Below are 13,354 nucleotides of genomic sequence, written 5' to 3'. Positions count from 1 at the left end.
TTTGGCCTAAGCGCGGCCCTTGGCAGAGTTCGGTGGCGGTGGGTAGCTTGGCCTGAGCTTGATGTCCGGGAGCGGCTCGACGTCGACGGGGATGGGGCGGTGGATCGCGACCATGTCGGCGAGGGCGAACTTCAGCTTGTCGATGCCTTCTCCGCTGACAGCAGAGATCAGGAAGAAGGGCAGCTTGCGACGCTTGGCCATGGCGGTCAGCTTCTTGAGCTTGTCGGGATTGGCGACGTCGGCCTTGGCGGCGACGAGAATCGTAGGCTTGGAGGCGAGTGCCGGGTCGAAGGACTTCAGCTCCGCCGTAATCACCTTGAAGTCCTCTACAGGATCAGGCCTGCCGCTGCCGTCGGAGACATCGACGAGGTGCACGATGACTGAGGTGCGCTCGATGTGCTTCAGAAACTGGATGCCGAGGCCGTGGCCGAGGTGAGCGCCTTCGATAAGGCCTGGAAGATCGGCAACGGTGAAGGAGAGCTCGTGAGGCCAGTCTCCGACCGAGACCACGCCTAGGTTCGGCTCGAGCGTAGTGAAGGCGTAGTTGGCGACCTTGGGCTTGGCGGCGGAGATGCGCGAGATCAGCGTCGACTTACCGACGTTAGGGTAGCCGACCAAGCCAGCGTCGGCGAGCAGTCGAAGCTCAAGGCGGTAGTTGCGGGCCTCGCCGGAACGGCCGAGTTCGTGTTCGCGCGGAGCCTGGTGGGTGCTGGTGGCGAAGTGCTGGTTGCCGCGTCCGCCACGTCCGCCTCTCGCGATGACGATGGTCTCGTTTGCACGGGCGAAGTCGTGGATCAGCTCTCCGGTCTCGTCGTCGTAGAGCAACGTGCCGATCGGAACTTTGAGCGTAGTGGAATCGCCCTGCGAGCCGGAGCAGTTGGAGCCGAGGCCGTGGCCGCCACGCTGTGCCTTGTGCTCGGGGTTGAAACGAAAGTGGACAAGGGTGTTGTGACTCAGCGAGGACGACATGAGGATGTCGCCGCCGTGGCCGCCATCACCGCCGGACGGGCCGCCCTTGGGGACGAATTTTTCACGGCGGAAGGCCATGCAGCCGTTGCCGCCGTCGCCGGCCTTGATACGAATTCTTGCTTCATCGATAAACATTGCAATCTTCAGTGTAAATGGAGCCGATCCCAGGGCATAACAGCTACGGGATTTACGCAGGGAAATGGCTTACGTCAGCAATCCTTCATTTCTCTGTAACTTCAGGCGGGTTATGGTTAAGCCACACTCAAAGCAAGTCAGGAAGCACAGACTTTTACGGCTGGCGGCTCTTTTCCCCCAGAGACCGTCGCGCCACTTTTTCAGGAGACATACGCTATGAGATCCAAAGTTTTCAAGCAAGCCCGCGTGACGCTGGCGTTTGCCACCCTGCTCGCTGCGTCTACCGCTGCTCTCGCCCAGACCGCGGTAGACGGTGCGGTCGAAGGCACGGTTGCGGACGCTACCGGAGCGGTGATCGCGGCAGTCCAGGTGACTGCGCACAATCTTGGCACGAACGCTGATCAGACTGCCTTGACCGACGGCAGCGGAAACTACCGCCTCACGAGGCTCCAGCCGGGCGAGTACACGGTGACAATGAGCATTGCGGGCTTCTCGCCGTTTACGGCACAACATGTTGTCGTCGAAGTCGGGCGCGCAACGGATGTCGATGCGAAGCTCGTGGCGGGAGGCGCAGCGCAAGATGTGACCGTCTCCTCGGACGCTTCGATCATCAACACGGATTCGGCAGACTTCTCGACAAACTTCAATCACACCGCGCTTGATAGTCTTCCGATCAACGGGCGGCACTGGACGAGCTTCGCGCTGCTGTCGCCAGGTGTGACGCTGGGCAACAGCGCCTTTGGCCAAGTCACCTTTCGGGGAACGTCAAACCTGCAGAACAACTTCCTGGTGGATGGATCGGACGATAACCAAGCGTTTCAGTCGGTCGAGCGTGGCTACACGCGCGTCGGCTATTCGACGACACAGGAAGCCATCCAGGAGTTCCAGGTGCTGACCTCGAACTATTCGGCGCAGTATGGTCGCGCGGTGGGCGGCGGAGTGAACGCCGTGACGCGTACCGGAACCAACCAGTTTCACGGCGATGCCTTCTGGTACTACCGCGATAACGACTTCGGCGCGATCAATCCCTTCTCGACGCTTGCGGTCGTCTCGCCGACGACCGGTCTGCCGGTGACGACCTACATCAAGCCCAAAGACAAGCGCCACCAGTACGGCGGCAGCTTCGCCGGACCGCTGATCCACGACCGTCTCTTCTTCCTTTATGCTTTCGACCAGCAGAAGAGAAACTTCCCCATCGTCGCGGTTCCGACTCCGCAATTCCTGGATGCGAACAACTCCGCGGTGAACAACTGTTCGGTTGCCGGCAGCACAGCCAAAGTAAGCGCAACGCAATGCGCTCTGAATCGCGGAGTAACCCAGGACCAGATCAACTCTGCTCTGGCCTACATCAACGGCCAGAGCGGTGTCGCTCCTCGCCAGGGCGACCAGATTCTGAACTTCGCCAAGCTCGACTACAAGCTGAACGAGAAGAACAATCTATCGGCGATCTACGACCGCATGCGGTGGGACTCGGTCAACGGTACGCAGACCAACCCGATCATCCGTCGCGGTCTCACCAGCATCGGCAGCGACTTCGTGAAAGTGGACTCGTACATCGGAAAGATCAACACCTTTGTGACCCCGACGATCAACAACGAGCTGCGGGTGGAGTACGCCAAGGACGATGAAGACGAGACTGGCAACACGCCGCTGGCGAATGAGCCGACCACGACTGCCGGCGGCTTGCCTCCGGGTGTGAGCATCACGTCGAACTCCGGCTTCAACATGGGCACACCCTACTATGTGCCGCGCGCGCATTATCCGAACGAGACCGAGGCAGAGATCGGCGACACGGTCGTCTGGGTGAAGGCGAACCACACTGTGACTGCAGGCTTCAATTACCGCTGGGTGCAGGATGATGTGCTAGCGGTGAACTACCTGCACGGTCTCTTTACTTATGCCCGCCTCGCAGACTGGTTCACCGACTACGCGCGGACGCTGGGCAGCACTGCCGGATGCGACGCGGGGAAGGACAGCGGTACGGGCACATTGCCCTGCTACACCAACCTGCAACAGGCCTTCGGGCGTCCGCAGTTTGTGTACCACACGCATGAGTATGCAGGCTTTGCCCAAGATGACTGGAAGCTGACCCAAACGCTGACGCTGAACCTGGGCCTTCGCTACGACTACGAGCAGATGCCCGCCGCGAAGATTCCCAACCCGAATCAGCCCGTGACGGCGCAGCTTCCGAGCGACAAGAACAACTTCGCGCCTCGGATCGGTTTCGCGTGGGATGTCTTCCACACTGGAAAGTCTGTGCTCCATGGCGGCTATGGTCTCTATTACGGTCGCATCCTGAATGGAACGATCTACAGCGCGCTTTCGACGACGGGCTCACCGTTGGCGCAGTTCCAGCTTAATACCTCGGCCTCATCGGCCTCGGCGGTGATCTATCCAAACATCGTCTCGACTGCAACGGCCCCGGCGGTCTCGAACATCGTTGCCTTCCAGCCGCACTTCCAGGCTCCAGTCGGCCAGCAGCTTGACCTGAGTGTGCAGCAGGACCTGGGCTGGAACACGGTGCTGGGCATTGCGTACCTCGGAACGATGGGCAGGCAATTGCCGAACTTCATCGACCAGAACGTCGCTCCGGCGACGGGAACGAAGACCTATACCTTCAACGGCGGACCGCTGGCGGGGGACTCGTGGACGGTGCCGGTGTACGGAGCGCGTATCGCTACGACTTCTGCGAACGCCCTGACTTACGTGACGAGCAATGTCAACACCAGTTACAACGCGCTCTCGGTTGTTGTAGATCACAGGCTTTCGAGGGGCGTGCAGTTCCAGGCGAGTTACACCTGGTCGAAGGCGCTGGACTACGACATGAACCAGACGTCGTCGAACGACACGAACGATCCGGCAGATCCGTTCAGCGTGAAGGGCGACTACGGCCTCTCGGCGAACGATATCCCGCATCGATTCGTGGGCAATATCGTCTTGCAGCCGCATGCCGACATCTCGAACCGATACGTTTCGATGCTGGCAAACGGCTGGTCGATCGACCCGGTGTTCACGGTTCAGTCGGGCGTGCCCTACAACTACTCGCTCAGCGGAGGCACGGCTCTGGCTGGCGGTGCGACCTCGTTCAATGGGTCGGGTGGAGGAAACTACATCAACTTCTGGGCCTACCGAAACCTCGCGGGCAACCAGGGACTTCCCGGCATCCGCCGCAACAGCAAGCGCCAGACGACGATTGAAGATGTCGACCTGCGCCTGAGCCGGAGCTTCTCTGTGAAAGAGAAGTATCACCTGAAGCTGCTTGCCGAGTCCTTCAACCTGATGAATCGGCAGAACTTCACCGCGTTCAATACAACCGCCTACACGATCAGCGGAACGACGGCGACCTACCAGTCGACCTTCGGTACGCCGAGCGCGGCAGGCAACACGATCTATCGTGAACGGCAGATACAGTTCTCGGCACGGTTCGAGTTCTAGCCTCGGAGGCAGTTCATCTTGAGGGCGGTGGCTTCGGCTGCCGCCCACTTTTTTGCTCTTTTCTATTCTGGGAAAAGGGATTACGCTTCCGATACTCCCGCGAAGTTGTGTGATGGGAAGCGATGCTTTGCCCGGATTGCGATGGCGCAGGCAGCTCCCACCAGTTCTCTCTTAAATCACAGAGAAGTCGCCCCTTGAGGCGAGGAGAACGCATGGGAAATTGGGGACGTGAGCTGTTGTGGGTAGTGCTCGTGATTCTGGGGTGTTTTGCGGCCACGGCGCAGAGCTCAGTCGATGGAGCGATCGGCGGGAGGGTCACGGACCCGCGGGGCGACTCTGTGGTTGCGGCTCGGGTGTCGGTCGTCAGCCACGCGACGGGCTTCGAACAGGCACTCAAAACAGGAGCCGAGGGAAGCTTTTTGCTGACGCACGCCGCGCCCGGGGCGTATCGCGTGACAATCTCAGCAGCTGGATTTGCATCCGCAGCGAAAGAGGTGACGGTCGGATTGGGGTCGATTGCTTCCGCTGACGTTACGCTCGGCCTGGCGACGGTGGAGACGCTGGTCTCAGTCGATTCCGCGCCCGTCCCAATCGTCAGCCGGCCGGATGAAGACTCTGTGCAGCCGGCGGAGACTTCTGGGCTGTTGACGACCGAGTCGCACCTTGACCTGTTGCCGATGGATGGCCGGCGATGGCAGAGCTTCGCGCTGCTTCTGCCGGAGGCCAATGGGGGATCAACGACGGATGGAGAAGCCGCGGTAAGCTTTCGCGGACTGGCGACGACGCAGAACTCCAGCGAGATCGATGGCGCTTCGAACGATCAATCCTTCGGTGGGGTCGCGCAAGGCACGGGCGTTGGAGCGGGGCGTGAAGTAGAGGAGGAAGGTGACAGCGGAACAGTGACCGGAGTCGGCGGCGATGGGTCGCGCTCTCTACACGGACGCCATGCCGGCGCGGCTTACACATTTTCGCAGGGAGCGGTGCAGGAGTTTCGGGTGAACTCGGGGAGCTATTCGGCGCTGGACGGCCACGCGGTTGGCGGCGTAGTCACTACGGTCTCGAAGAGTGGGACCAATGCTCTGCACGGGAGCGGATTCTACCTGGCGCGGAACAGCGCCTGGGGCGCGACGAATCCGTTCTCGGTAGCGAGCAGCTATGCGGGCGGCGTGGTTACAAGCACCTTGGTGAAACCGCGCGATCTCCGGCAGCAGTTTGGCGGAAGCGTAGGGGGGCCGATTGCATGGCCAGTCCCATGGACGGTAAGAGCCACGCGCGACGGAGCGGTGTCGCAGCCCAGGGTCTTCTACTTTGCGGCGGTCGATGTACAGCGCCGGGCCAATGACGCGGTCTCGTCGCCCGGATACGGCAGCTTTTTTGAGTTGACGGCGACCCAGCACGCCCTGCTGGGAAATCGTGGCGTCTCTGCCAAGGCGACGGATACGGCGTTGACGTATCTCGAGAGCCTGACAGGAACGGTACCGCGACGAGAGGACCAGCAGATTGCCTTTGGCAAGGTGGACTGGCAAATCTCGGCGAGCAATAAACTGAGCGTGCAGGGGAATCGCGTCCGGTGGAGTTCTCCGGGAGGCGTGCGCTCCGAGCCGGTGGTCGACCGCGGGCGAGCGAGCATCGGCAGTGCATATGGCAAATTGGACGCCGGCGTGGCGCGGCTGGTCAGTCTGTGGACGAGCCACTTGAGCAACGAGGTGCGCGTCGCCTATGGCCGCGACTTCGAGTACGAGACGGCGCAGCAGCCGCTGCCGCAGGAGCCGGCGATCGGACCGGGCGGACTTGCGCCGGAGATCTCGATTGGGCCGAATGGCTTCATGTTTGGAACTCCCGCGTCGCTTGGGCGTAAGGCGTACCCGGATGAGAGACGGCTACAGGTGGCGGAGTTGGTTGAGTGGTCGCACCGGAGGCAGCTAGTGCAAGCTGGTTTTGACTTCAGCCAGATTCACGACCGCATCGACGCGCTGAGCAATCAGGAGGGAGCCTTTCGCTACGACAGCGGCATAGCGGCGGGCAAGGCTGGCGGGCTGGTGGACTGGATCACCGACTACACCTTCAGCGCAGACGCTTATCCCAACGGCGCGTGCCCATCGATTGTGGCGTCGATTCACCGATTCTGCTTTCGAACGTTTACTCAGAGCTTCGGCGAACAGAGCGTAAGCTTCCCCATGCAGGAGTGGGCTGGGTTTGCGCAGGACCAGTGGAAGGCGACGCCGATGCTCCAAGTGACGCTCGGGGTCCGCTACGAATATGAGCGTGAGCCCTCTCCCAAGGCGCGGAACCCAGCAATCGATGCCCTGTTCGGGGCACATAGCACGACCAGTGCGTTCCCCGAAGACAGGAACAACGTTGGGCCGAGGGTGGGGATTGCGTGGCAGCCGCTGGGAGTGGGCAAAGGGACGGTCCGCGCTGGTTATGGTGTGTATTACGGCAGGTTGCCGGGAGGGACGATCCGGTCCGCGCTTCTCGATACAGCGCTGCCGGGGACGGCTACGCATGTGAGGATCACGCCGACGACGGTGACGAACTGCCCACAAGTGGCAAACCAGGGCTTCGGATACGGGTGTACGTATCTGGCTGAGCCCGGAGCGGCGGTGAGTACGACGACCTCCGCGATGCTCTTCGATAAGCGATTCCGGTTGCCGATGGTGCAGCAGGGAACCTTCGCGATCGAGCGTGGAGTGGGCTTCGGCATCACGGCAGGGGCATCGTATGTCGTCAACCTTGACCGGCAGTTGCCGGACTCGGTCGACATCAATATCGCTCACTCGACCGCGACGCGGATGTTTCAGTTGCAGGGCGGCCCGGTCGGTGGAAGTGGGCCGCGGGGGGCGACGAACGGCGAAATCTTCGTGCTGCCGTACTATACGGCGCGGGTCAGCCCGCTCTACGGGCCGGTCACGGACATCGTCTCGAACACGAACGCGACGTACAACGCGATGGTGCTCTCGGCGGAGCGACGAAGCCGCAAAGGGTTGGAGTTTCGCGCGACATGGACGTGGGCCAAGGCGATCGACTACGGCCAGAACAACAGCGCTACCCCCAGGACGAACGGCCAGCTTGACCCGTTTGTGCTGGGATACGACCGTGGTCTCTCGACGCTGAACTGCCCGCATAAGATTACGGCAAGCGCTATCTGGGAGCCCTCTCTGGCGACGCCGAAACAGTGGCTGAAGCTGGCTGCGAATGGATGGCAAGTCAGCCCTCTGTTTGTCGAGACGAGCGGCCGGCCCTACAGCTATGAGATCTTTGGCGGCACGCGGCTAAGTGGCGGGCATACCAGCATCAATGGCTCGGGCGGCGCGGTCTATCTGCCAACCGTAGGCAGAAATACTTTGCGGCTGCCAGAGACGATCCACATGGATCTGCGCGTAAACCGGAGCATCCGGGTCACGGAGCGGCTGAGGCTACGGGCATCGGCGGAAGTCTTCAACCTACCCAACCATGTGAACTACACCAGCACGACGACGCGGGCTTATCAGGAGGGTACGACTGTAGGTGCGGTGACGCCACTGATCTTCCAGGATGCGACGACAGTTGCTGCGGAGGGGTTAAACGAGCAGCCGTTTGGCGCATTCACAGCTTCGAGCACCGCTAATTCAAGAGAGCGGCAGCTTCAATTCGGGCTGCGGCTCCAGTTTTGAAATCTCCCGAATCCCTCTTTGTCATTCCCGACGGCAATCTGCGGTTATCCACTGCGCACTAACACTTACGGGTGATTTAAAGGCCCGCCGCACTGGCCGCCGCCTGCTTCATGGATTGCATCTATCCTCATGTCAAGTGATTTGAGGGGCAGGGACGCGCGGGATGGCCGTAGTGAGTTTCATCATGCACCACGGATACGCCGTCACCGGCCTGGTGCTATTTCTGGCGGCGATGGGTCTGCCGCTGCCGGCCTCGACCGTGTTGCTGGCGGCGGGTGCGGCTTCACACGCAGGGGCGCTGAATCCCTGGGCAGTCCTCGCAATAGCGTGGGCCGGAGCTGTGGCCGCCGATACGCTGCTCTTTTACGGCGGGCGATACACGGGTTGGTGGTTGCTGGGGATCCTTTGCCGCGCGTCCGTCAATCCCGAGGCCTGCATCTTTTCTTCGGCGGGCTACTTCTACCGGCGTGGGCCAAGGACACTTCTCTTCGCGAAGTTCATCCCCGGGCTGGGCGCGATGGCTGCACCCATTGCGGGCAGCCTGAACATGCGAATCAGCCAGTTTCTCCGGATGGATGCTCTGGGTGTGCTGGGATACTGTTCGGCGTGGCTCGCCATGGGATATATCTTCAGCAAATTCATCGTGCAAATCATCCAACGAATCGAGAGTGCCGGACACGCCGTTCTCCTGATCGTTCTTCTGGCGGTATTTGCCTATGGCGGGGTTCTGCTGGCATTTACCTTGCGTGCACGGCGATCCGGGGCAATCGAGAAGATCTCGGCCGCGAATCTCTACGAGCGACTGCAGGCACTGACGCCGGATAAGCTGGTGGTGATCGCCGATGTTCGCAGCCATGGCTACTACGATCCCGGAATGCAGCGCATCAAGAACTCGATCCGCGTGGAACCGCACCGGCTGCAGGAAGAGTTGGTCGCTCTACGGGAGTTCATGGCTCCCGAGTGCGAGATCTACATCTATTGCAGTTGTATCCGCGACGTGACCAGCATCCGCGTCGCACGCAAGCTGGCCGAGGAGAACTGCAGGACACAGGTGATCGAGGGCGGGATCAAGGCGTGGATCAAGGCCGGTGGGCCGATGGAGATGGTGCCGGAGGCGGATATGCAGAAGTTGCCGCGCTTCGAGTAGCGCCGCCGCGGTTCCCAAATCAGACTATCCGTGGTGCTGCGAGAGCGAAAGAGTGTTGCCGTCGGGGTCTTGGAACCAAGCGACCCTGTCGGCGGTTGGCGAGGACCATATACCGAGCGCATCGACCTGATCCGGCGGTAGGAACGCATAGCGAGCGAAGAGGACACCTTTGGCGTTGAGCGCGGTAACTTCGGCTACGATGTCCGCGACCTCCCAGCCCAGAATCGTGTGCGGCGCGGGCGTGAAGTCGCCGGAACGGGCAATCCGGATCATATTGCTCCCGGAGCGGAAGACGAGCGCGAAGCCGTCGTCGGTGACGAAGGTCAGGCCAAGCGTCTCGACGTAAAAGGCGCGGGCGCGTTCTCCATCACGCGTGGGGACGAAACCGATGATGGGGCTGGTAGAGAGCATTCTAGCTAGCCTTTCCGTGGCCGGGCGATTTTGCTACGCGGAAAGAATAGCTCACGGGTAGGATGAGCGCATCACCATTTCCAAAATCTATTTCTAGAGGCTCTGCGTGGTCTTACCCGGCGTTACGGATTCGGCGGAGCTGCATCTTGCCAGCGATAGTTCGCTGGGCCAACGCACTTTGCGGAAAGCCGGATGGCGGCTGATTCCACTGCTGTCGGTCTGCTACATGGTCGCGTTTATGGATCGGGCAAATATCAGCTTCGCGGCGCTGCAGATGAATCGCGATCTGCACTTCAACGCGGGTATCTACGGATTCGGAGCGGGCGTCTTCTTCCTGAGTTATGCGATGTGCGAGCTGCCGTCGAATCTCCTCCTGCTGAAGTTCGGCGCGAGACGGTGGATCGCGCGCATCATGCTGACGTGGGGCGTGCTCGCTGCGGCGATGATGTTTGTACGGTCGCCCCTCAGCTTCTACGCGCTGCGGTTTCTGCTGGGCATGGCAGAGGCGGGTTTCTTTCCCGGAGTGCTCTACTACCTGTCGCTGTGGTTTCCACAGGAGATGCGGTCGCGGGCGATTGGCAGGTTCTACATCGCGTTTCCGCTAAGCAATGTCTTGATGGGGCTGATCGCTGGGTCGCTGCTGAGCCTGAACGGCAGGCTGGGACTGAAGGGATGGCAGTGGCTCTTCCTGGTGGAGGCGTTACCGGCGATCGTGCTCAGTGTCGTGGTCTGGAACATGCTGCCGGACGGCCCCGCCGACGCGAAGTGGATGGAGCCAGAGGAGCGTGCCTGGCTGCTCGCTCGTCTACGCGAAGATGCGGCCGCCATTGAGCGCTCCGGCGGCAAGTCCGGTCATCATGCGGGCGTGTTGTCTGTCCTTCTATCCGTGCTTAAGGAGCCGAGGGTCGCTCTGATCGGTGTGTATATGTTCCTGTCGCTGGGCTCGTACTACGCGTTTTCGTTTTCGGCACCGGCAATCTACCAGGCGGCGACGGGGTGGAGCACTAACCGCGTAGGCGCTCTGATCGCCGGGATCGCGCTGGCGGGCGCCGCGGGAATGTTGATCGTCAGTTGGCACTCGGATCGGATACGGGCGAAGGTGCCGTACATCGTGGGGCTGTCGCTGCTGACGGCGATGTCGTTCGCGGTAAGCGGGATGGTGCGGCAGCCGTGGGTGATGATCGTCGCCTTGGGGCTGGCGTCGGTGAGCTACTACGCAAGCCAGGGGCCGGCGCTCAGCCTGAGCACCACGTTTCTCGATGGCCCGGCTGCCGCGGTAGGGATCGCTGCGATCAATATGCTGTCCATCATCGGCGGCTTTGTGGGGCCGAACTGGATGGGGTGGGCGATCCAGCATGGCGGTGGGACGCGTGTGGGTACAGGGATGCTGTCGATCGCGTATTTGATGGCGGCTTTAGTGATCCTGATAGTGAGCAGGAAGGGCGCAGCCGCAAGGTGCTAAGTCCCTATGGCTTCTTTCCTTCCGTAATCGTCTCAGGCAGAGCGGAGAAGCGCGTCTTCGGAAAGGCATCGGGATAGTTGTCGCGGATGAAGGCGATCATCTTCTCGCGCACGTCGCAGCGGAGGTCGAAGTTGCGGCTGGAGTTGTGGCTACTCATCAAACAGCGCAGTTCCATGGAATTCTCTGTGAGATTTGTGACCTGCAGCCCGCAGACCTTGCCATCCCATAACGGGTGCGGATGGACGATGGTATCAAGCTGGGCGCGGAGAATCTCGACCGGGACGGAGTAGTCCACATGCAGGAAGGCAGTGCCCATGATGTCGGTCGACTCACGCGACCAGTTCTGGAAGCTGTTTTCGATGAAGTAACTGAGCGGGACGATCAAGCGGCGCAGGTCCCAGATCTTGATGACGACGTAAGCAGAGTTGATCTCTTCGATGCGTCCCCACTCGCCCTGCACGACGACAACATCATCAATTCTGATCGGTTCGGTGAAAGCGATCTGCAGTCCTGCGAGGATATTTGCTGCCGTTGACTTCGCGGCAGTTGCGAGGATGAGCGATGCGACTCCAGCTGATGCGAGCAGGCCAGATCCATAGTGCCAGATGCGTGGGTCGTCGAAGCTCCAGAGCAAAGCACCCGCAGTCAGAATGACGATGAAGCCAATCACCAGCCGGCGGATGAGTTGGAGTTGGGTATGGACGCGGCGGGCCTGGATGTTGTCTTCGGCGGTGATGTCGTACCGGCGAAGGGTCACCTGCTGCAGGACATAAACGAAGCCGACCGCGAACCATCCCAGGGCGACGACGATGGCCATGATGAAGCCCTGGCGCAGAATCGGGTTCAGATTGAAAGGGAGATCAGGCAACGTGGGCAGCACCGCCATCAGGCAGGTCAGCAGGAAGATGACGCGCGCTGGACGTCCAAGATACTGCTGCAGTCCCCAGCCGAGGGTCGCGGTCTGCGCTTCTTTGCGACGGATGAGGCGAAAGACGACGTAGTGGACAACGCTAGAGAGGACGATGGCCGCGCAGACGAGGAAGATGGCGAGAAACCAACGGTGGCGGATCTGCAGTGCCGCTGCCGCTTCGGTAGCCGGTGAAGCAAAATGAAACGCGAGAGAGGGAAGAATCTTCAGTGGCACGGGAGTCTCCTGCGAGCGTGGTGGAGGCTTTTCGGGTCGCTGACGAGTTAGAGGGCGGCGAGCCAGTTCAAGATGGCTATCTGCATCGCGATGCGCTGATCGGAGTAGGAGTGGTCGGTTGCAAAGTGTTGGGTAAAGACGTGGGTCGATCCGGACTTTTTGAGTGCGGAGACGAATGCGTCGTTCGACGGAGCCAGACCGTCGTCGGAGGTAAGGTCGAGAACGGGGCGGCTGGCCAGCTTTGGCGCGAGATTTGGAATGTTCCAGGCATCGGAGTTGGCAACGGCCTCTTCGGCAAGACTCTTCGGCGTGCATCCGGCGAGAGGAGCAAGGCCTTCTTCGGCGAAGCTCTTGGCGATGGGATCGACAGCGCGATTCCGATATGCGGTGGGAATGGTCTCGATCTTGTCGACGGCCATGTCGGCGGCGGAGATGAGGCCGACGGCCTTGATGCCGGGGTCCTGCGCGCCCGCGTAGCGGGCCATGAAGCCGCCCATGCTGTGACCGATGAGGATGATCTGTTTCGAATCGACGCGAAGGCGGGTGGCGTTTATAGGATCGCGCAGATAAGCGATGGCAGACTGAACGTCTTCGATGGAATGAGTGAAGGAGAAGTCGCCGGGGGAGCCCCAGCTTCCGCGGTAGTTGAAGAAGAGGATGTCGTAGCCCGCGCGGCGGAGCGTCTGGGCGAGATCGAGATTCTTTTCGTTGCCGGGGAAGCCATGCAGCAGGATGACGGTAGGGTGCGGGCCTGCTCCAGCGGCGATGTAGACGAAGGCGTTGAGCTGCGCGCCGTGGCTGGGGAGTTGGAAGGTGTCGAAGGCGGCGGGATGTGCCTTGTCAGGGGCGGGGTCGGTGGTGATGGCGGCGGGAGTCTGAGCTTGCGGAGAGGCAGGGATGCCAGAGCAGGCGAGAAAGCTGGCTGAAAGCAGGGCAGTCGTGAACAGGCGCATGGGGTGATTATGCCATTCAGGTTCACTGGGGCATGGAGATTTCTG

At 61.0% G+C, this 13,354-nt stretch carries 8 protein-coding genes; 4 read left to right on the top strand and 4 right to left on the bottom strand.

Annotated features, from left to right (window positions below; translation table 11 throughout):
• Positions 1 to 6: 6 nt before the first annotated feature.
• Positions 7 to 1,104, bottom strand: a complete 1,098-nt coding sequence (gene obgE, locus HDF16_RS09200; protein ID WP_184215733.1) for a GTPase ObgE — start codon at positions 1,102 to 1,104, stop codon at positions 7 to 9.
• 216 nt (positions 1,105 to 1,320) lie between these two features.
• Here obgE and HDF16_RS09195 point away from each other — a divergent pair, with 216 nt between their 5' ends.
• The 3 genes from HDF16_RS09195 to HDF16_RS09185 all read left to right on the top strand — a co-directional run bounded on the left by HDF16_RS09195 (position 1,321) and on the right by HDF16_RS09185 (position 9,339).
• Positions 1,321 to 4,539, top strand: coding sequence for a TonB-dependent receptor (locus HDF16_RS09195; protein ID WP_184215731.1), 3,219 nt, complete (start codon positions 1,321 to 1,323; stop codon positions 4,537 to 4,539).
• A gap of 212 nt (positions 4,540 to 4,751) precedes the next feature.
• Positions 4,752 to 8,192 (top strand): carboxypeptidase-like regulatory domain-containing protein, encoded by a 3,441-nt coding sequence (locus HDF16_RS09190; RefSeq protein ID WP_184215730.1) that lies wholly within the window; start codon positions 4,752 to 4,754, stop codon positions 8,190 to 8,192.
• Between the two features lie 163 nt (positions 8,193 to 8,355).
• Complete coding sequence (locus HDF16_RS09185; protein WP_184215728.1) at positions 8,356 to 9,339, top strand: VTT domain-containing protein; 984 nt, start codon at positions 8,356 to 8,358, stop codon at positions 9,337 to 9,339.
• Positions 9,340 to 9,363: 24 nt separating this feature from the next.
• On the opposite strand, the gene HDF16_RS09180 is transcribed toward HDF16_RS09185, so the two are convergent.
• Positions 9,364 to 9,750, bottom strand: a complete 387-nt coding sequence (locus HDF16_RS09180; protein ID WP_184215726.1) for a VOC family protein — start codon at positions 9,748 to 9,750, stop codon at positions 9,364 to 9,366.
• Between the two features lie 106 nt (positions 9,751 to 9,856).
• Here HDF16_RS09180 and HDF16_RS09175 point away from each other — a divergent pair, with 106 nt between their 5' ends.
• Entirely contained in the window at positions 9,857 to 11,212 is a 1,356-nt protein-coding gene (locus tag HDF16_RS09175) for an MFS transporter (RefSeq protein WP_184215724.1), read from the top strand.
• A 4-nt stretch (positions 11,213 to 11,216) separates the two neighbouring features.
• Here the strand turns inward: HDF16_RS09175 and HDF16_RS09170 are convergent, their stop codons facing one another.
• Together HDF16_RS09170 and HDF16_RS09165 are read right to left on the bottom strand one after the other, a co-directional pair.
• Positions 11,217 to 12,356 (bottom strand): mechanosensitive ion channel family protein, encoded by a 1,140-nt coding sequence (locus HDF16_RS09170; protein ID WP_348641281.1) that lies wholly within the window; start codon positions 12,354 to 12,356, stop codon positions 11,217 to 11,219.
• Positions 12,357 to 12,403: 47 nt separating this feature from the next.
• Positions 12,404 to 13,309, bottom strand: a complete 906-nt coding sequence (locus HDF16_RS09165; RefSeq protein WP_184215722.1) for an alpha/beta hydrolase family protein — start codon at positions 13,307 to 13,309, stop codon at positions 12,404 to 12,406.
• Between the last annotated feature and the right edge of the window lie 45 nt (positions 13,310 to 13,354).

Origin of the sequence: Granulicella aggregans (assembly GCF_014203275.1) — a bacterium.
Lineage (GTDB): Bacteria > Acidobacteriota > Terriglobia > Terriglobales > Acidobacteriaceae > Edaphobacter.
This window is presented reverse-complemented; position numbering and strand designations above follow the sequence as displayed.